The sequence below is a fragment of the Amycolatopsis sp. NPDC051045 genome (genome assembly GCF_040682955.1).
Lineage (GTDB): Bacteria > Actinomycetota > Actinomycetes > Mycobacteriales > Pseudonocardiaceae > Amycolatopsis.
In genome coordinates this window covers 277,598-296,621 of the sequence record NZ_JBFBCC010000001.1, presented here as the reverse complement: position 1 = coordinate 296,621, position 19,024 = coordinate 277,598, and the positions used below count along the sequence as shown (strand labels likewise).

Genomic DNA, 19,024 nt, shown 5'->3' with positions numbered 1-19,024 from the left:
CACGACGCGTGACCCCAGCCGCTGCGCGGGTTGCCCGTGTTGCGGGAGGAGGTGCGGCGTGACGGTGTTGGACTCACGGCCGGACGTTCCAGGCGACCCCCAAGGGCGCATCATCAACCCCATGGAGGGGTCCGAGGCGCTCATTTCCGAGGCCGGCGTAAGCATGGCTCCCGTGGAGGACCTTGGTGCGGGCCGCGGCCCGTTCTGGCTGGACGACTGGCTGCGCGCCAACGCGACCGACGTGCTGGCGTGGCGCCGGCACATCCACGGGCACCCGGAGCTGTCGCGGCACGAGTTCGCGACCACGGAACTGGTCGTCACGCTGCTGCGCGCGGTCGGGCTCAAGCCGTGGGTGCTGCCGGGCGGCACCGGCGTGGTCTGCGACATCGGCCGTGGTGAGCGGTGCGTGGCGCTGCGCGCGGACATGGACGCGCTACCGCTCACGGAGGCGACCGGGCTGCCGTACGCGTCGACCGTCGAGGGCGCGGCGCACATGTGCGGCCACGACGCCCACACGGCGATCCTGCTCGGCGCGGCCCGCGCGCTGGCCGGCGCGCCGGAGCTGCCCGGCCGGGTGCGGCTGATCTTCCAGCCGGCCGAGGAGGTCATGCCCGGTGGCGCGCTGGACATGATCGCGGCGGGCGCGCTGGACGGCGTCGAGCGGATCTACGGCCTGCACGTCGACCCGCGGCTCGAGGTGGGTTCCGTGGGGATGCGCGTCGGCGCGCTGACGTCCGCGGCGGACCTGATCGAGCTGCGCCTGACGTCGCCGGGCGGCCACACGTCCCGGCCGCACCTGACGGCCGACCTGGTGCACGCGCTGGGCACGGTGATCACTTCGCTGCCCGCGGTGCTCTCCCGCCGGGTCGACCCGCGGTCGGGAACGGTCCTGGTGTGGGGCGCGGTCCACGCGGGCCAGGCGGCCAACGCGGTCCCGCAGGACGGCGTCCTGCGCGGCACGCTGCGCACGGCCGACCACGAGGTCTGGACGGCGCTGGAGCCCCTGGTGGCGTCGTCGGTGGAGTCCCTGCTGGCCCCGACGGGGGTCGGCTTCTCGCTGGACTACCGCCGAGGCGTCCCCCCGGTGGTCTCGGACGCCGAGTCGACGGCCCTGATGCGCGCGGGCACCGAAGCGGCCCTCGGCGAGGGCGCGGTGGCGTCGACAGAGCAGTCTTCCGGCGGCGAGGACTTCGGCTGGTACCTGGAGCACGTCCAGGGAGCCTTCGCCCGCCTCGGCGTCTGGTCCGGCCCCCCGGCCCCCCAATCCGACATCCACCGCCCCACCTTCGTCCTCGACGAGCGTGCCCTCCTCTGCGGAGTCCGAACCCTCGTCCACACCGCCCTAACCTCCCTCGCCTAACCCGTGTCGTCCACCTGGATACGCGTGTCGTCCATCCAGGTACGCGTGTCGTCCGTCTGTGCACGGAAGTTGTCCCCAGAGTTATCCACAGGCAGATAGTTATCCACAGGTGTGGAATCAGGCCCTTCCGAAGATCACGGGAAGGGCCTGATCCTGAGTGTCGTGAGCGACTGGGGTGGACGGCACGGCGCGGCAACACGTCGCCGTGCCGTGGACGAAATGGGGCAGCGCGCCGTACGTGAGGCGCTGGCGAGCGGCTTGCTCACGCAGCCTTGGCGCGGGGTAGTCATGCGTGCCAATGATGCGCTTAAGCTGAAAACGAGAGCGGAGGCGGCCCTGCTGGCCGTGGCCCCGCCGGTCGTGTTGTCCGGGCAGACATCTCTTGCCTTGCACGGGATTTCGGCTGCCGAAGGATCGGCCATCCACGTCACCGTGCCGTACGAGCGCCGGATCAAGTCGAAGCCGGGACTCGTCGTCCACCAGGGGTACTACCGGCCGACGGACGTGATCGAACTCGACGGCCTGGCCACGTTCCCGATCGATCTTGCGATGGCCGAGTTCCTCTGCGATGGCGACCGCCGGACCGCCTTCGCTGCGCTCGACGAGTCTCTCCGAGGCCTGCCCCCGGACCACTTCGGGAAGCTCCGTGAGAACATCCGCGGCCGTCTCGACGACCGCCGGGATCGCCGAGGTATCCACAGGGCGCTGACGCTTCTCGACCTTGCCACCGGCAAGGCGGAATCGCCGCCGGAGAGCATCCTCAGACTGGTTGTGGTCGGGGCCGGGTTCCCCGTCCCGGAGCCGCAGTACCAGATCACCGACTTCGATGGCCGGTTGATCTACCGGCTCGACATGGCGTGGCCGTCGCGGCGTATTGCGCTCGAGTACGACGGGTATGCCGCCCACGAAAACCAAGGCGACTACGACGCGGAGCGAGATAGCCGAATGACCGCGCGCGGCTGGCTCACTATCCGCGCCGCCGCGGAGGACCTTCGCGATTCGAGCCGATTGCTGAGGGAACTCCGCGAAGCATTCCGGCTCCGATCCGCCTAGGCTTCCGCCCCGAACGGACGACACGCGTACTCAGCCGGACGACACGCGTACCTGGATGGACGACACGGGTTAGCCGGTGATGCCGGAGCAGGGGCGGGTTCTCAGGTCGTCGACGTAGTCGGCCGGGGCGCCGGCCGCTTCCGCGGCGTCGGCCAGGACGCCGAGGTAACGCGCGGACGGGAGGCCGCCTTCGTAGGCGTCCAGGACGTACAGCCAGGCCAGGACCGAGCCGTCCATGGTCTGGACGCGGAGGCGGATCTTCGAGTGGATCCCGAGCTCGCCGCCTTCCCAGCGGTCCAGCCCGGTCTCGTCCAGCGGGGTCACGTCGTAGAGCACGACGAAGACCCGCGATCCGGGGTCCTCGACGATCGTGGCCAGGGCACCTTCCCAGCCGAGGTCCTCGCCGCCGAAGGTCAGGCGCCACCCCTCCAGCCAGCCGGAGCCGGCCATCGGAGAGTGGGGCGCTCGCTCCAGCATCTGGGCGGGCTCCATGTTCGATCCGTACGCGGCATACAACGGCACGACGACAGCGTAGCGACACCTCCCTCACCCGAGTGGACGCACTCGCCGTGTTCGCCCACTTCAGTGTCCGGTCACCTTCGCCGCGTACGGTGAGACCACCGCAAGTACGCACTTCGAGGAGGACTCAGGTGACCAGGATCGTGATCATGGGCGGGGGCCCGGCCGGCTACGAAGCCGCGCTCGTCGCGGCCCAGCACGGCGCCGACGTCACGATCGTCGAACGGGACGGCCTCGGTGGCGCGTGCGTCCTCTACGACTGCGTCCCGTCGAAGACGTTCATCGCGAGCTCGGGCGCGCTGGCCAAGATGCACGACCTCGGCGAGCTCGGCATCAACACCGACATGGCCGACACGAGCATCGACCTCCCGACCGTCCACGGCCGGGTGAAGGGCCTCGCGCTCGCCCAGTCCGCCGACATCCGCGCCCGCGTCCAGCGCGAAGGCGTCCGCGTCGTCATCGGCGAAGCACGCTTCTGCGACGAAGAGCCCGGCCTCGCGACCCACAAGGTCGCCGTCACGACGAAGGACGGCACCGAGAAGCTGCCCGCCGACGTCGTCCTGATCGCCACCGGCGCCACCCCGCGCGTGCTGCCCGGCGCGGTCCCGGACGGCGAGCGCATCCTCGACTGGCGTCAGCTCTACGAGCTCCAGGAGCTGCCCGAACACCTCGCCGTGATCGGCTCGGGCGTCACCGGCGCCGAGTTCGCGTCCGCCTACACCGAGATGGGCGTGAAGGTCACCGTCGTCTCCAGCCGTGACCGCGTGCTGCCGCACGAAGACGCCGACGCCGCCGCGGTGCTCGAAGAGGTCTTCTCGCAGCGCGGCACGACCGTCGCGAAGCAGGCGCGCGCCGACCGCGTCGAGCGCACCGAAAAGGGCGTCAAGATCCACCTCGCCGACGGCCGCGTGATCGAAGCCAGCCACGCGCTGATGACCGTCGGATCGGTCCCGAACACCAAGGACATCGGCCTCGACAAGGTCGGCATCTCGCCCGGCCCCGGCGGGTTCATCACCGTCGACCGCGTTTCGCGCACCTCCGTTCCCGGGATCTACGCCGCCGGCGACTGCACCGGCGTGCTCATGCTGGCCTCGGTGGCGAGCATGCAGGGCCGCATCGCGATGTGGCACGCGCTGGGGGAGGGCGTCGCGCCGATCAAGCTCAAGACCGTCGCCGCCAACGTGTTCACCCACCCGGAGATCGCCACCGTCGGCATCAGCCAGCAGGCGATCGACTCCGGCGAGGTGCCCGCGCGCACCATCATGCTGCCCCTGGCCACCAACGCGCGCGCGAAGATGGAGGGCCTCCGCCGAGGCTTCGTGAAGCTGTTCTGCCGCCCCGCCACCGGCGTGGTCGTCGGTGGCGTCGTCGTGGCGCCGCAGGCGAGCGAGCTCATCCTTCCCATCGCGCTCGCCGTCCAGAACCAGCTCACAGTGGACCACCTGGCACTGACATTTTCGGTGTACCCGTCGTTGTCGGGCTCGATCACCGAGGCCGGGCGCCAGCTCATGCGCCACGACGATCTCGACTGATCGGGCACGCAACCCGGGCGCCCCCGTCGCGTCTTGTCGGTGGTAAGGCTGAAGGACGCGAAAGGTGCGAAGGTGCGCAAGACGGTGGTTTTCGTTGCAGCAGTGGTGATCGGGGCGACGGCGCTGGCGGGACCGGCGGTGGCGCAGAGCACCGGTTCCACGCCGAGCGCGAGTCCGACGTCCGGCCCGGCGCCGAGCACCACCGCGGGTTCGGTTCAGCTCAACGTGAACACCGCGATCAACCAGACGCTGGTGGACAAGTACGTCCGCGACGCGCCGAACGTCGCACTGGCGAAGTGCGAAGGCGCTTCGCCGGCGTTCTCCTCGCCGGTGCTGACCTTCACGAACTACACCCCCGGCCCGTTCATGGGCGCCGACGCGAACATCAGCGCCGACGTCGAACTGAAGCCGGGCACCGCGGCGGGGACGTACCCGCTGACCGTCACCTGCGGCGGCCAGACGTACAGCACGCAGTTCACGGTGCCCGCCGCCCAGGTCGCGAAGGTGCCGTCCGGCGCCGCGAAAGCGGGCGACGGCAGTATGGCGGGCTGAGTTCCCGAATCCGGAAACGACCACCTCGGAGCGCCGCTCCGAGGTGGTCGTTTCCGTTCGAGACCTGCGCGCGGCCGCGGAGGTACCGTCAGGACTCAACCGATCGGTCCACCCGGACGTGTGAACTTGCAGGCGCCGGTCACGGGGGAGAGCATGACCACGAGAATCACGAGCAGACGGGGTGTGCTGATCGCCCTCGTCATCGCGTTGCCGGCGGCGCTGGCCGTGCTGGTCCTGACGCTCGGCGGCGGATCCGGGCCGCCCGCTGCGCAACCACCACCCGCCCAGCCGGTCGCGGTGATGCCGGAACCGCAGGGTGCGCGCCAGGACGCCGTCGCGACGCTGCCCAAGTCCGAGCCCGTCTCGATCGACATCCCGAAGATCGGCGCCCGCTCGTCGCTGATCCCGCTGGGGCTCAACCCGGACAACACCATCGAGGTACCGCCGGTGACCACACCGCTGCAGGCGGGCTGGTACACCTACGCGCCGACGCCGGGCGAGACCGGCCCGGCGGTCGTCCTCGGGCACGTCGACGGCAACCACCGGAAGGGCATCTTCTTCCGGCTCAAGGAGCTGGCCGCCGGCGACCGGATCTCGATCGCCCGCAAGGACGGCACCACGGTGGTGTTCGAAGTGACGAAGGTGCACCAGGTGCCGAAGAAGGATTTCGAAGGTGAAGGCGTCTACGACGACACGGCCGGTCCCGAGCTGCGGCTGATCACCTGCGGCGGCGTCTTCGACCGGAACGCGCGCAACTACGTCGACAACATCGTCGTCTACGCCCGGCTGGTCCAGGCCTGATTTTCGGTTTTTGTCGGTGCCCGGTGCCAGACTGTGCCGGTCGTCACCAGAGGCGGCGCAGACGAGGGTTGGGAGTCGGCATGGTGTTCCGGGACGAAAGATGGCCCGACGGTACGCCCGGCTGGGTGGATCTGATGGTGCCCGACCAGGCGAAGGCGGTGGCCTTCTACGGCGGCCTGTTCGGCTGGGACGTGCAGCGGGGCGGTGAGGAGACCGGCTTCTACGGCATGGCGGAGCTGCGGGGACGCCCGGTCGCCGGCATCGGCGGGATCCCGCCGGGCCAGGACATCACCCCGGCGTGGACGACGTACCTCGCGGTGTCCGATGCGGACCGGACGGCCGCGGCGATCACCGAGGCGGGCGGGCAGGTCGTCATGCCGGTGATGGACGTGCTGAAGGAGGGCCGGATGGCCGTCGTGGCCGATCCGGCGGGCGCGGCCTTCGGCCTGTGGGAGGCCGGCAACCACATCGGCACGCAGGTCACGGCGACCCCGGGCACCCTGGCGTGGAACGAGTGCATGAGCCGGGACTACCCGGCGGCGAAGGCGTTCTACGAGGAGGTCTTCGGCTACGGCTTCCAGGACCTGTCCGGTGACGACTTCACCTACACGGTGCTGCTCATCGACGGGCGCCCGATCGGCGGGCTCGGCGCGGTGCCCGGGTCGGTGCCGCCGGAGGTGCCGTCGTACTGGACGGCGTACTTCTGGGTGGCGGACGTCGACGCGAGCGCGGCGAAGGTGACCGAGCTCGGCGGCTCGGTGCAGGGGAAGCCGTTCGACTCGCCGTACGGGCGGCAGGTGCGGGTCACCGACGACCAGGGCGTGCCGTTCATGGTCGTCGCCCCCAACGAGCAGTCGGGCGAGCCGGAGGGCTGGGAAGGGTGAGCAGGCGGGCCGGGAGCGCCACGAGGCGGCACCCCCGGCCCTCGCCGGTCAGTCCTCTTCGGAGACCCAGTCGAAGGTCTTGGTGACGGCCTTCTTCCAGTTGCGGTACTCGCGCTCGCGGCGGGAGTCGTCCATCGCCGGATCCCACTGCTTGTCCTGGGCCCAGTTGGTGCGGATGTCGTCCTCGGACGCCCAGAACCCGACGGCGAGACCGGCGGCGTACGCGGCACCCAGCGCGGTGGTCTCGTTGACCACCGGGCGGATCACCGGCACGCCGAGGATGTCGGCCTGGAACTGCATGAGCAGCTCGTTGACGACCATGCCGCCGTCCACCTTGAGCGACTTCAGCGGGACTCCGGAGTCGGCGTTCATCGCGTCGATGACCTCGCGCGACTGGAAGGCGGTCGCCTCCAGCACCGCGCGGGCGAGGTGGCCCTTGTTGACGAACCGGGTGAGCCCGACGATCGCGCCGCGAGCGTCGGACCGCCAGTAAGGAGCGAACAGACCGGAGAACGCCGGGACGAAGTACGCGCCGCCGTTGTCCTCGACGCTGCGCGCGTGCTCCTCGATCTCGGCCGCGGTCGCGATCATGCCGAGGTTGTCGCGCAGCCACTGCACCAGCGAACCGGTGACGGCGATGGAGCCTTCCAGCGCGTAGATCGTGTCGTTCGAGCCGATCTTGTAGCAGACCGTGGTGAGCAGCCCGTTCTGCGACATCACCTTTTCGGTGCCGGTGTTGAGCAGCATGAAGTTGCCGGTGCCGTAGGTGTTCTTGGCTTCGCCGGGCGAGAGGCAGGCTTGGCCGAACGTCGCGGCCTGCTGGTCGCCCAGGATGCCCGCGATCGGGACGCCGGCCAGCGCGCCCTTCTCGCGGACCTTGCCGTACTCCTCGGACGAGGAACGGATCTCCGGCAGCATCGAAAGGGGGATGCCCATCTCGCCGGCGATCTCGGCGTCCCACTGCAGGGTGTCGAGATCCATCAGCATGGTGCGGGAGGCGTTGGTCGGGTCGGTGACGTGCACGCCACCGTCGGCCCCGCCGGTCATGTTCCACAGCACCCAGGTGTCCATGTTGCCGAAGACCAGGTCACCGGCCTCGGCCTTCTCGCGCGCGCCCTCGACGTTGTCCAGAATCCACTTGATCTTGGGGCCGGAGAAGTAGGTCGCGAGCGGGAGGCCGACCTTGTCGCGGTAGCGCTCCTGGCCGCCGCCGAGGTTGCCGAGCTCGGTGACGATCCGGTCGGTGCGGGTGTCCTGCCAGACGATCGCGTTGTACACCGGCTTGCCGGTGGTCTTGTCCCAGACGAGGGCGGTTTCGCGCTGGTTGGTGATGCCGACGGCGGCGATGTCCTTGGCCGTCAGGTCGGCCTTGGCCAGCGCGCCCGCGGCGACCCGGCGCGTGTTCTCCCAGATCTCTTCGGCGTTGTGCTCGACCCAGCCGGCGCGGGGGAAGATCTGCTCGTGCTCGCGCTGGTCGACCGAGACGACGCGGCCCTCGTGGTTGAAGATCATGCACCGGGTGGAGGTGGTGCCCTGGTCGATCGCGGCTACGTACGAAGTCATTTGTGCTCCCGGAATCGGCGTCGGAGGAGGCGATCAGGTCAGGTTGTGGACGAGGAGGTAGACGAGTGCGGCGAGGGCGCCGCCGACGAGCGGGCCGACGACGGGGATCCACGAGTAACCCCAGTTGGCGTTCGCCTTGTTCCGGATCGGCAGCAGGAAGGCGTACGCGATGCGCGGGCCGAGGTCGCGGGCCGGGTTGATGGCGTAGCCCGTCGGCCCACCGAGCGAGGCGCCGATCACCAGCACCACGAACGACACGCCCGCGTAGCCCAGCGCGGAGTTGCCGAAGTTCGGCGTCCCGCCGTCGCCCGTGGCGTAGGTCGGGCTGAGCAGGATCCACACGACCAGGACGAAGGTGCCGATGACCTCGGTGACGAGGTTCCACGCGACGTTCGGGATTTGGGGTCCGGTGGAGAAGATGCCGAGGGTGTTCTCGGGCTCGGGGTGGTCGTCGAACTGCAGCTTGTAGGTGGCCCAGCACAGCACCGCGCCGATGATGGCGCCGGCCATCTGGCCGATGACGTAGAAGGGGACGTCGGCCCAGGGGGTTTTGTCGGCGATGGCGAGCCCGAGGGTCACCGCCGGGTTCAAGTGCGCGCCGCTCGGCGCAGCGATGCTGGCGCCGGTGAAGACCGCGAACGCCCAGCCCAAGTTGATGAACAGGAAGCCCGAATTGAAGCCGTTGTTCTTGCGCAGCACGTGGTTGGCCACCACGCCGTTGCCGAGCAGGATCAGGGCCGCCGTTCCCAGTAGTTCCCAAACGATTATTGCCCCAGCACTCACCGCTGCACCTCCACACTGGACACTCTGCGCAGGGTCGATCACGGCGTGCCACGGCACCGTTGCCGACCCACGTCCGCGCGACGTTACCGGGGCGTAGAAGCTACTTCCAAGCGCCGGGCCGCCGAATCTTTTTCAAGATCGCGGAGGGTTACGCCACAAGTGTCATCCGTGGACGGGCGGAGGGTCACCGGGTCGTGCGATGCTGGAAGCCTCGCCAGCACGAGGAGGATGTCACGTGGCGCAGCACGCAGCGGAGACGAACCCGGCTCGACTGGGCCCGGCCAAGCGGGAAGAGACCTGGCAACGGCTCGGCAACGAGACCTTCGACCTCGTCGTGATCGGCGGCGGCGTCGTCGGCGCGGGCACGGCACTGGACGCCGCGACGCGGGGACTGCGGGTCGCGCTCGTCGAAGCCCGCGACCTCGCGTCCGGGACGTCGAGCCGGTCGAGCAAGCTCTTCCACGGCGGCCTGCGGTACCTGGAGCAGCTCGAGTTCGGGCTGGTCAGGGAGGCGCTGCGCGAGCGTGAGCTGATGCTGACGACCCTCGCGCCGCACCTGGTGAAGCCGGTGAGCTTCCTCTACCCGCTGACGCGCCGCGTGTGGGAGCGGCCGTACACCGCGGCGGGCCTGCTGATGTACGACACGATGGGCGGCGCCCGCAGCGTCCCGGGGCAGAAGCACCTGACCCGCGCCGGCGCGCTGCGGATGGTGCCGGCGCTCAAGCGGTCGGCGCTGATCGGCGGGATCCGCTACTACGACGCCCAGTCCGACGACGCCCGCCACACGATGACGGTGGCGCGGACGGCCGCGCACTACGGCGCGGTCGTGCGGACGTCCACGCAGGTCGTCGGGTTCCTGCGCGAGGCCGACCGGGTGTCCGGCGTCCGCGTGCGCGACGTCGAGGACGGGCGCGAAACGGAGGTCTCGTCGGCCGCGGTGATCAACTGCACCGGCGTGTGGACCGACGAGCTGCAGCGGCTGTCGGGCGGGCGTGGCCGGTTCCGGGTGCGCGCGAGCAAGGGCGTGCACATCGTCGTCCCGCGCGACCGGATCGTGTCGGAGTCGGGGATGATCCTGCGCACCGAGAAGTCGGTGCTGTTCGTCATCCCGTGGGGCAACCACTGGATCGTCGGGACGACGGACACGGACTGGAACCTCGACCTGGCCCACCCGGCGGCGACGAAGCACGACATCGACTACATCCTCGAGCACGTGAACACGGTCCTGGCGACGCCGCTGACGCACGACGACATCGAAGGCGTGTACGCGGGCCTTCGCCCGCTGCTGGCGGGAGAGAGCGAAGAGACGTCGAAGCTGTCACGCGAGCACGCGGTGGCGAGGGTGGCCCCGGGCCTGGTGGCGATCGCGGGCGGCAAGTACACGACGTACCGGGTGATGGCGGCGGACGCCGTCGACGCGGCGGCGGTGGACCTGCCGGGCCGGTCCCAGCCGTCGATCACGGACAAGGTCCCCCTGCTGGGCGCGGACGGTTACCACGCGCTGGTCAACCAGGCCGACCACCTGGCCGCCGAGCACGGTCTGCACCCTTACCGGGTGAGGCACCTGCTGGACCGCTACGGCTCGCTGGTCCACGAGGTCCTCGCCTCGGCGGAGGGCCGCCCGGAGCTGCTGAAGCCGATCGAGCACGCCCCGGATTACCTGGGCGTCGAAGTGGTGTACGCGGCTTCGCACGAGGGGGCGCTGCACCTGGAGGACGTCCTGGCCCGCCGAACGCGCATCTCGATCGAGTACGCGCACCGAGGCGTCGACTGCGCCGAGCAGGTGGCGGCACTGGTGGGTGAAGTCCTCGGCTGGTCCCCCGAAACGGTGAAGCACGAGATCGAGGTCTACCGGGCGAGGGTGGAGGCGGAGCGCAAGTCCCAATCGCAGCCGAGCGACGAAGCGGCGGACGCCTTGAGGTCGGCGGCCCCGGAGGCCCGGTCGGGCATCGTGGAGCCGGTGAGCTGAGGGTTGTCCACAGCCCCGCCGGGTTGTGGACACCTGAGGCCGGCGGGCGCCTTCGGACGGGTTTTGTCCGGGGCGGCCGATAGACTGGCCTTGGGGCCGCCCCCCTGGGAGTGGCGGGGGATGTTCGGCGGGCGGGAACTGCCGAGTGGCGGTCAGGACGTCCGGTGCCAGCGGATCAGGCGTTCACCCGTCGGAGCCGGATCCGGTTCCGGGCCGATCAACGTGAACCCGCATCGCTGCGCCACGATCGCCGATGCCACGTTGCTCTCTTCGTACCGGTAGCTGATCTCCGCCAGCCCCAACCCCCCGAAGCCGAAGCGAAGTGCCGCGTTCAACGCCGTCGTCGCGATGCCCTTGCCGCGCTCCGTGGGGTGGACCCAGACCGTCGCCTCCGCGTACTCCGCGTCGAGGTTCAGCTCGCGTAGGCCCACTTCGCCCAGGAGCCTTCCCGATGTCGGCTCCGCTATCGCCCACGAACAGCGCTCGTCGCACGCCCACTGGGCCGCTCGCAGGGCCACGTACTCCGTGGCCTCGGCCAGGGTGCGCAAGCGGTAGTTGAGCACGTACTTGCGGTGCGTCGGGTCGGCGAACGCCTCCATCAGCAGCGGACGGTCGTCGATGTGCCGGTCGGCGCGCAGCTGGCGCAGGTAGTACGTGCCCGCGTTGATCTCCACCGGTTCCACTCCACCGAGCCTAGCCAGGCCGGGAGCACGCCGCTCCCGGCCTGGCGATCACGACCGGCTCACGGGTTGAAGCGCCAGATCACCGGCACGCCACCTTCGTCGAGCGGGCCGTTCGACGCGCAACCCACGAACGTGCCGTCGTCACTGACGTGGAACGGCTGGTAGCTGAGGTAGCTGCCGGGCTGCTTCAGGCCGCCGCCCGGAATCGTGCCGCGCCACGCGATCGGGTTGCCGGCGGACGTACCCGGGATCGGGGCCAGCCCGGCCGTCAGGCCGCCGCCGTTCAGGTCGATGGCGTAGTCGCCGCCGGTCAGCGGCACCGGGTTCTCCGGCGTCGTCCACCGCACCGCCTGCGACGTGTTGGCGTTCGACGCGAACCCGACCACGACGCCGTTGCGGATCGCCGAACCGTGCGGGTTCGAGAAGCCGGCGATGTCGGCCAGCGGACGGCTCACCCCGTTCTTCCAGACGACGTCGCGCTGGAACCCGTTGAACAGGATCGCGCCGTCGTCGTCGATGTCGGTCACGCCGTCCGTGCCGGCCGGCCAGTCCAGGACCGTCGGGGCCGTGGCCCCGGCAGGCCAGACGGCCGGCAGGTGCTTCGCCGGATCGCCGGTGGGAAGCGTTCCGACCGCGTCGCCGCGCCGGTTCACCGCGTGCAACCCGAAGTCGCCGTACCCCGGCGGTGCCGCCCAGAGGTGGAAGCCGGTGGCGTCGAGCGTGAAGGTCCGGTCGGCGCCGGTGTCGTAGTCGAGCGCCTCGCCGTACACCCGGCCGGCGCTGTCTTCGCCCTGAACCATCGCCCACTCGAAGCCGTCCGGTACGCCGCGCAGCACCGGCTTGCCGCCCCGCCAGCTCACCACCTGCAGCTTGTTGTCGACGATGAACGACCCGGTGTACTCGCCGTGTCCGTCCGAAGCGGTCAGATAGCCGCGCCCCGCGGGGTTGGCCCCGGCGGGCAACGGCAGCAGCGTCGCCTGCCAGCCCAGCCGTCCGGTCGCGGCCTGCGCCGGCCCCGCCGCCAAGGCCGCGACGGCGATCGCCACGGTGGCGAGCACCCCCGATCGCGCCCACATCTTGTTCATGGATCCTCCTTTTCCCCCGACCTGCGTGATCACCACGTCGGAACGCGGGAACAGGTTGTCCGGCAAAAGGAGCAATCAGGACCGGCGGCGGCGGGCCCCCGCGATCATCGCGACGACCAGCGGCAGCGCGACGGAAATGATGAGCAGCCGGCCCCGGGAAAGGATCAGCACCGCGATCGCGAGGACGATCGCGATCGGCACCGCGCCCGCGGTCAGGAAGCGCACCAGCGCGTTGTCGTCCGAAGACGCCACCGGGACCCGGGGCACGGCAGTGCCGTTGAGCAACGCGCTCGGACGAGGCGACGGCAGGTCGTCGAACAGCGGGATGAGCTCGCTGACCCGCTTGGCCGCGGTGACCTTCGCGGTCCGCGCCCCGTACTCGTCGATGTCCAGCCGCCCGGTGCGGACGTGCTCTTCGAGGACGTCCAGGGCGTCCTGGCGCTCGGCGTCGCTCAACCGCATGTCGTCACCCACGGCGGGATCAGCGGCCCGGCTCGCGTCGGTAGGAGTCGCGCAGCTCGCGCCGGCGCCCCCGGTCGCGCAGGTGCCGCTCGTGGCGGTCGCGGCGGTGGTCGTGCCCGCCGTGCCCGCCGTGCCCCCACATCGACCTGCCGAAGACGGCGATCCCGATCGGGACGAGGATCAGCGCCCCGTGCGCGATGCCGGTGGCGATGAGCGCGATCGTGACGAGGAAGGCCAGCGGCACGAACGCGGTGATGAAGCGCTGCGCCGGGGACCACTGCGCCGGCGCCCCGGAACGCACCGGTTCGGGCTCCTTCGCCACCTCGGGAGCCGCGACGGCCTTCGGGACGTCGTCGTACTGCGGGTGCGGGGCCGGCAGGTCCGCGAAGACCTCGCCGAGCTCGCCGCGCGTTTTGGCCGCGGTGATCCGGGCCGAGCGTTCGCCGTACTCGTCGATGTCGATCCGTCCCGCGGTCATGTGCTCACCGAGCGCGGACAGCGCGGACTCGCGGTTCTGGTCGCTGATCCGCAGCTGCGGAGACGGGACTTCGGTCACGTAGTCGATGGTAGGCCGCCCCGGGGGCGGCCCACCACGACATCTGTAACGAACAGTGCTACTTGATCTCGAGAAGCTGCGTGCCCTGCGTCACGGCGGCGCCGACCTCGACCGAAAGACCGGTGATCGTGCCCGATTTGTGGGCGGTGACCGGGTTCTCCATCTTCATCGCCTCGAGGACGACGATCAGCTCACCGGCTTCGACCGTCTGGCCCTCTTCGACGGCGACCTTCACGATGGTGCCCTGCATCGGCGCCGTGACGGCGTCGCCGCTCACCGACGCCTTGGTGCCGCCGGCGCGCTTGCGCGGCTTCGCCTTGATCGCGGTCCCGCCCCCGCCCCCGCCTTCGAGCGCGAACCCGCCCGGCAACGACACCTCCAGGCGCCGCCCGCCGACCTCGACCACGACGTTCTGCCGCGGCTGTTCCTCGGCGGCCTCGACGTCCGGCGCCACGAACGGCTCGATCCGGTTGTCGAACTCCGTCTCGATCCAGCGCGTGTGCACGCTGAAGCCGTTTTCGTCGCCGATGAACGCCGGGTCGTTCACGATCACGCGGTCGAACGGCAGGACCGTCGCCATGCCTTCGACGACCATCTCGTCGAGCGCGCGGCGGCTGCGCTCGAGGGCGTTGTTCCGGTCCGACCCGGTGACGATCAGCTTCGCCAGCATCGAGTCGAACTGCCCGCCGATGACGCTGCCCGACTCGACGCCGGAGTCGACGCGCACGCCCGGCCCGCTCGGCGCGACGAACTTCGTCACCGTGCCCGGCGCGGGCAGGAAACCGCGGCCGGCGTCCTCGCCGTTGATGCGGAACTCGATCGAGTGGCCGCGCGGCTCGGGGTCTTCGGTGATCCGCAGCTTCTCGCCGCGCGCGATGCGGAACATCTCGCGGACCAGGTCGAGGCCGGTGGTCTCCTCGGACACCGGGTGCTCGACCTGCAGCCGGGTGTTGACCTCGAGGAAGGAGATCGTGCCGTCGACGGCGACGAGGTACTCGACCGTGCCGGCGCCGTAGTAGCCGGCTTCCTTGCAGATCGCCTTCGCGGACTCGTGGATGCGCTTGCGCTGCTCGTCGCTCAGGAACGGCGCGGGCGCCTCTTCGACGAGCTTCTGGTGCCGTCGCTGCAGCGAGCAGTCGCGGGTGCCGACGACGATCGCGTTGCCGTGCATGTCGGCCAGCACCTGCGCCTCGACGTGCCGCGGCTTGTCCAGGTAGCGCTCGACGAAGCACTCGCCGCGGCCGAACGCGGCGACCGCCTCGCGCGTGGCCGACTCGAACAGTTCGGGGATTTCCTCGCGGGTGCGGGCGACCTTGAGGCCGCGGCCGCCGCCGCCGAACGCGGCCTTGATGGCCACCGGCAGGCCGTGTTCGTCGGCGAACGCGACGATCTCGGCGGCGTCCTTGGCCGGTTCCTTCGTGCCCGGCACCAGCGGCGCGCCCGCGCGCATGGCGATGTGGCGGGCGGTGACCTTGTCGCCGAGGTCGCGGATGGCCTGCGGGCTCGGCCCGATCCAGGTCAGCCCGGCGTCGAGGACGGCCTGGGCGAAGTCCGCGTTCTCGGAGAGGAAGCCGTAGCCCGGGTGCACCGAGTCGGCGCCCGAACGCTTGGCCGCGTCCAGGAGCTTGTCGAAGTTCAGGTAGCTCTCGGCGGCCGTCGAACCGCCCAGCGCGAAGGCTTCGTCGGCCAGGCGGACGTGTGGCGCGTCGCGATCCGGGTCGGCGTACACCGCGACACTGGCCAGGCCGGCGTCCTTGGCCGCTCTGATGACGCGTACCGCGATTTCGCCACGGTTGGCGACCAGGATCTTGGTCACCGGACCACCCGTGGATTCGCCGACCTGCTCGGCCACCCCGCACCTCCTGCGTCCGACAGCTGCATTGCTGACCGCCCACGCGGCATCAGGGAAGTCTACGGATATGAGGTCGGGAGTCTCTTGAGTGAGAGGTGAACCACGCTCAGACGTGGTGGCGCAGCTCCTCGGGCAGCGGCGAATCGAGCACGATCACGTCGTACGGGTTCGCCGAGTGGATCTTCGCCAGGTGCTCGGTGTTCACCAGCGCCCACGGCTGGTGCTCGCCGCAGCAGTCGATCAGCCGGTCCAGCGCGGTGAACGCGACCAGCGCGGTGCGGCCGTCCGGCGTGCGGCGCAGCTCGATCGACGCGCCTTCGGTTTCGGCGCTGACCGGGCCGGTCGGGAGGTAGAGGGCCGGCGGCAGGTTCGGGTTCGTCACCCGGACAACATAGACGGACACGTTCCGCTACACGTGACCCCGTCGGGTTGAACCGGCCACATCGCGCCGGGGCGCTGCCGACGGACGGTCGCGAAGCGGCTTACGCTCTGTCTTATGCGGACTACGGCGGCGCGGACGCCCCGGCCGGCGCTGCTCACCGCGGTGCTGGCCGCGATGGTGACCGTCGGCGCGATCGGCGCCGTGTTCCTCCTGCGCCCGCGGCCGGAGGTGCCGTCCGGCCTGGCCGAACCCGCCGCGGCCCCGGTGCCGCCCGCGGTGACCTGCGGCGGCAGCCCGTGCCGCGAGCTCGCGGCGGTGACGGTCGGCGGCACGCCGGTGGTGCTGCTCACCGACGCGGTGGGTGGTTCGGCGCGGCTGCGCGTCGGGCCCGAGCCGGGGACGGTGTTCGAACTGTCGATCGCCCAGCTGGGCGTGCGGCTGGACCGGAACTCGCTGCGCTGCATCGACGGCCCGGCCCCGGCGTGCCTGGTCCGCGGCGACGTCGGCGACGACGGCACGGCCGCGTACGGCGAGCTGCTGGTCGGCAGCGGGGGAGTGTGGCGCGACCCGGGCAAGCCGTTCTACGCGGACGCCGGGACGCTGGCGCTCTACGACGTCACGGCCGACGCCAGCCCCGACGTGATCGTGGTCCGCCACGACTGCCCGGACTCGGCGTCCGGCACCCCGAAGTGCGCGGCGGCCCCGGTGCTGGGCGAGGTGTACGATCTGGCGGGCCGGTCGGTGGGCTGCACGCGGCGGGTGACGTCGCCGTCGGACCTGCGCGGCTGGCCGGACATCCGCCTCACCCGCGCCGACCTGCGCGCCTGCCCGTCCTGAACACCGTGAAGGCCACCTCGAGGACTCGAGGTGGCCTTCACGGACTTGCGGATCAGGCGGGGGCGGGTTCGGTGTGGCGAGCCGCGGAGCCGTCGTCGGAGTGCTCGGGACGGTCGGTGGGCGCGTTGAGGACCTCGTCGTCGAGGAGGCCTTCGCTGCGCGCCACGATCGTCGGGACCACGATCTGGCCCGCGACGTTCGTCGCCGTGCGCATCATGTCCATGATCGGGTTGACCGAGTAGATCAGCGCCAGGCCCAGCGCCACCTGCTTGGCGTCGAGGCCGATGAACGACGTCGTCAGGGTGAACGCCGTCAGCCAGCCGGTGGTCCCGGCGGTCGCCAGTGCGCCGACGACGGCGACCACCACGATGCCCGCGTACTGCCAGAAGTTCAGCGACACCCCGGCCAGGTTGGCGACGAAGATCGCCGCGATCGCCGGGAACACCGCCGCGCAGCCGTCCATCTTGGTCGCGCTGCCGAGCGGGGTCGCGAAGGCCGCGTACGCCGGCTGGACGCCGAGGTTGACCGCGGACTGGCGGGTCAGCGGGAGCGTCGCGGCCGAGGACTGCGAAGCGAACGCGAACTGGATCGCCGTGCCCGCCTTCGCGAAGAACGTCAGCGGGCTGACCTTCGCCACGAACTGCAGCAGGATCGGGTAGACGACGAAGAGCACGACCAGGCAGCCGACGTACACCGCGAGCGTGGTGGAGAACAGCGGCCGGAACAGCGCGTCGCCGTAGTTCGAAACCGCCGCGCCGATCAGGCCGATGATGCCGATCGGGGCGAGCCGGACGATCCAGCCGAGGTAGCGCTGGATGATCTCGAACACGCTCGTCGTGAAGTCCACGAACGGCTTGGCCTTGTCACCCAGGCTGTACGCGGCGGCGCCGATGACCAGCGCGAGGAACAGCACCTGCAGCGTCTCGCCGTCGGCAAACGCTTTCACGAAGTTCTCCGGCAGCAAGCCGTCGACGAAGGCGCTCCACGAGCCCCAGTGGTCCACGCTCTGCGCGGCCTTGTCGGCGTTCTTCGCGGTCGCTTCGACGCCGCCGAGCCCGCCGGCGCCCGGGTTGAAGATCCGGCCGACCGCGATGCCGATCAGCGACGCGATGAACGACGTGATCGCGAACCACAGCACGGTCTTGCCGCCGAGGCGCGCGGCGGTGCGGCCGCCGCCGAGCCCGCGGAGGCTGTTGATGCCGACCACGATCGCCGTGAAGACCAGCGGGATCACCGCGATCTGCAGCAGCGTGGTGAAGATGGTGCCGATCTGGTCGAGGAGATCGGTCAGCCAGCCGGCTTCGGTCTGCCGCGCGACGACACCCAGCAGGGCGCCGACGACGAGCGAGCCGAGAACCGCGGCCGCGAACACCCGCGGCTTGGTGTATGTCCGTACGAAAGACACGGGGCGACTCCGGTGCTCGAAAGTATCTTGTATTGCCTCGTCAAGAGAACGTTAGGCAAGCGAGCACTCTTCCGGATCACCCGTTGGTGTGGCGCCTTTCTCAGGATGCGGGAGGCCGCCAGAGATCCACGACACTCACGCCGACCTCGGCGAGCAGCCGGCGCGTCAGCGGGAGGCTGATGCCGATGACGCTCGTGTGGCCGCCGTCGAGACTTTCGACGAACCAGCCGCCCAGGCCGTCGATCGTGAACCCGCCGGCCACGTGCAGCGGCTCGCCGCTGGCGACGTAGGCGTCGATCTCCTTCTCCGTCGGCGTGTCGAAGCGGACGGTCGTCGACTCCCGGCCGGACGCCTCCTTGGCGCGCGTCCCGCTGTCGAGCCGGACGACCGCGTGGCCGGTGAGGAGTTCACCGGATGTTCCCGCCATCGCGGCCCAGCGGCTCCGCGCGATCTCCGGGGAACCCGGCTTTCCGACCATCTGCCCGCCGATGTTCAGCATCGAGTCGCAGGCGACGACGACGGCGTCCGGGTGTATCGCGGCGACCTTGTCGACGACGGCTTCGGCCTTGGCCGTGGCGAGGGCGGTGACGAGCTCCGACGGCGACGGATCGGTCAGCGACGCGGCAACGGCGTCCTCGTCGACGCCGGACACGAACACGGCGGGATCGAGGCCCGCGGAGCGCAGGAGGGCGAGGCGGGCGGGGGACTGGGAGGCGAGGACGAACTGCACACCGGAAACGTACCCG

19 protein-coding genes are annotated in these 19,024 nt (G+C 70.5%); 8 read left to right on the top strand and 11 right to left on the bottom strand.

The annotated features are described in order from the left end of the window. Window positions 1–58: 58 nt before the first annotated feature. Both AB0M80_RS01445 and AB0M80_RS01440 read left to right on the top strand, forming a co-directional pair. Window positions 59–1,360: an amidohydrolase gene (locus AB0M80_RS01445; RefSeq protein ID WP_364557269.1), complete on the top strand. Its 1,302-nt coding sequence runs from the start codon at window positions 59–61 to the stop codon at window positions 1,358–1,360. A 219-nt stretch (window positions 1,361–1,579) separates the two neighbouring features. After that, window positions 1,580–2,413 (top strand): DUF559 domain-containing protein, encoded by an 834-nt coding sequence (locus tag AB0M80_RS01440; protein WP_364558524.1) that lies wholly within the window; start codon window positions 1,580–1,582, stop codon window positions 2,411–2,413. Between the two features lie 69 nt (window positions 2,414–2,482). On the opposite strand, the gene AB0M80_RS01435 is transcribed toward AB0M80_RS01440, so the two are convergent. Continuing rightward, complete coding sequence (locus tag AB0M80_RS01435) at window positions 2,483–2,935, bottom strand: gamma-glutamylcyclotransferase (protein ID WP_285988293.1); 453 nt, start codon at window positions 2,933–2,935, stop codon at window positions 2,483–2,485. 128 nt (window positions 2,936–3,063) lie between these two features. Here AB0M80_RS01435 and AB0M80_RS01430 point away from each other — a divergent pair, with 128 nt between their 5' ends. From AB0M80_RS01430 to AB0M80_RS01415, 4 genes are all read left to right on the top strand, one after another. Then, window positions 3,064–4,464: an NAD(P)H-quinone dehydrogenase gene (locus AB0M80_RS01430; protein ID WP_364557266.1), complete on the top strand. Its 1,401-nt coding sequence runs from the start codon at window positions 3,064–3,066 to the stop codon at window positions 4,462–4,464. Window positions 4,465–4,536: 72 nt separating this feature from the next. Beyond that, window positions 4,537–5,016, top strand: coding sequence for a hypothetical protein (locus AB0M80_RS01425; RefSeq protein ID WP_364557263.1), 480 nt, complete (start codon window positions 4,537–4,539; stop codon window positions 5,014–5,016). Between the two features lie 153 nt (window positions 5,017–5,169). Beyond that, a complete protein-coding gene (locus AB0M80_RS01420) occupies window positions 5,170–5,817 on the top strand; it encodes a class F sortase (RefSeq protein WP_364557260.1) in 648 nt (215 codons plus the stop codon). 80 nt (window positions 5,818–5,897) lie between these two features. Further along, a complete protein-coding gene (locus AB0M80_RS01415; protein ID WP_364557258.1) occupies window positions 5,898–6,701 on the top strand; it encodes a VOC family protein in 804 nt (267 codons plus the stop codon). Window positions 6,702–6,749: 48 nt separating this feature from the next. Here the strand turns inward: AB0M80_RS01415 and glpK are convergent, their stop codons facing one another. Further along, window positions 6,750–8,264, bottom strand: coding sequence for a glycerol kinase GlpK (gene glpK / locus AB0M80_RS01410; RefSeq protein ID WP_364557255.1), 1,515 nt, complete (start codon window positions 8,262–8,264; stop codon window positions 6,750–6,752). 33 nt (window positions 8,265–8,297) lie between these two features. Further along, window positions 8,298–9,047: an MIP/aquaporin family protein gene (locus tag AB0M80_RS01405; protein ID WP_364557253.1), complete on the bottom strand. Its 750-nt coding sequence runs from the start codon at window positions 9,045–9,047 to the stop codon at window positions 8,298–8,300. A 235-nt stretch (window positions 9,048–9,282) separates the two neighbouring features. Here AB0M80_RS01405 and AB0M80_RS01400 point away from each other — a divergent pair, with 235 nt between their 5' ends. Next, window positions 9,283–11,016 (top strand): glycerol-3-phosphate dehydrogenase/oxidase, encoded by a 1,734-nt coding sequence (locus AB0M80_RS01400; RefSeq protein ID WP_364557250.1) that lies wholly within the window; start codon window positions 9,283–9,285, stop codon window positions 11,014–11,016. Window positions 11,017–11,168: 152 nt separating this feature from the next. Here AB0M80_RS01400 and AB0M80_RS01395 read toward each other — a convergent pair whose 3' ends face one another. The 6 genes from AB0M80_RS01395 to AB0M80_RS01370 all read right to left on the bottom strand — a co-directional run bounded on the left by AB0M80_RS01395 (window position 11,169) and on the right by AB0M80_RS01370 (window position 16,036). Continuing rightward, complete coding sequence (locus tag AB0M80_RS01395) at window positions 11,169–11,699, bottom strand: GNAT family N-acetyltransferase (RefSeq protein ID WP_364557248.1); 531 nt, start codon at window positions 11,697–11,699, stop codon at window positions 11,169–11,171. A gap of 59 nt (window positions 11,700–11,758) precedes the next feature. Next, window positions 11,759–12,784 (bottom strand): hypothetical protein, encoded by a 1,026-nt coding sequence (locus tag AB0M80_RS01390; protein WP_364557245.1) that lies wholly within the window; start codon window positions 12,782–12,784, stop codon window positions 11,759–11,761. 75 nt (window positions 12,785–12,859) lie between these two features. Then, on the bottom strand, window positions 12,860–13,246 hold the full coding sequence (locus AB0M80_RS01385) for a DUF1707 domain-containing protein (RefSeq protein ID WP_364557242.1): 387 nt from the start codon (window positions 13,244–13,246) through the stop codon (window positions 12,860–12,862). 19 nt (window positions 13,247–13,265) lie between these two features. Then, complete coding sequence (locus tag AB0M80_RS01380) at window positions 13,266–13,802, bottom strand: DUF1707 domain-containing protein (RefSeq protein WP_364557239.1); 537 nt, start codon at window positions 13,800–13,802, stop codon at window positions 13,266–13,268. 58 nt (window positions 13,803–13,860) lie between these two features. Beyond that, on the bottom strand, window positions 13,861–15,654 hold the full coding sequence (locus AB0M80_RS01375; RefSeq protein ID WP_364557236.1) for an acetyl/propionyl/methylcrotonyl-CoA carboxylase subunit alpha: 1,794 nt from the start codon (window positions 15,652–15,654) through the stop codon (window positions 13,861–13,863). A gap of 106 nt (window positions 15,655–15,760) precedes the next feature. After that, window positions 15,761–16,036: an SAV_915 family protein gene (locus tag AB0M80_RS01370; RefSeq protein WP_364557233.1), complete on the bottom strand. Its 276-nt coding sequence runs from the start codon at window positions 16,034–16,036 to the stop codon at window positions 15,761–15,763. A 114-nt stretch (window positions 16,037–16,150) separates the two neighbouring features. Between AB0M80_RS01370 and AB0M80_RS01365 the strand changes: the two genes are divergently transcribed. Further along, a complete protein-coding gene (locus tag AB0M80_RS01365; RefSeq protein ID WP_364557231.1) occupies window positions 16,151–16,873 on the top strand; it encodes a hypothetical protein in 723 nt (240 codons plus the stop codon). Window positions 16,874–16,925: 52 nt separating this feature from the next. On the opposite strand, the gene AB0M80_RS01360 is transcribed toward AB0M80_RS01365, so the two are convergent. Continuing rightward, window positions 16,926–18,278 (bottom strand): dicarboxylate/amino acid:cation symporter, encoded by a 1,353-nt coding sequence (locus AB0M80_RS01360; RefSeq protein WP_364557228.1) that lies wholly within the window; start codon window positions 18,276–18,278, stop codon window positions 16,926–16,928. Window positions 18,279–18,378: 100 nt separating this feature from the next. Further along, window positions 18,379–19,008: a nucleoside triphosphate pyrophosphatase gene (locus AB0M80_RS01355; protein ID WP_364557225.1), complete on the bottom strand. Its 630-nt coding sequence runs from the start codon at window positions 19,006–19,008 to the stop codon at window positions 18,379–18,381. Between the last annotated feature and the right edge of the window lie 16 nt (window positions 19,009–19,024).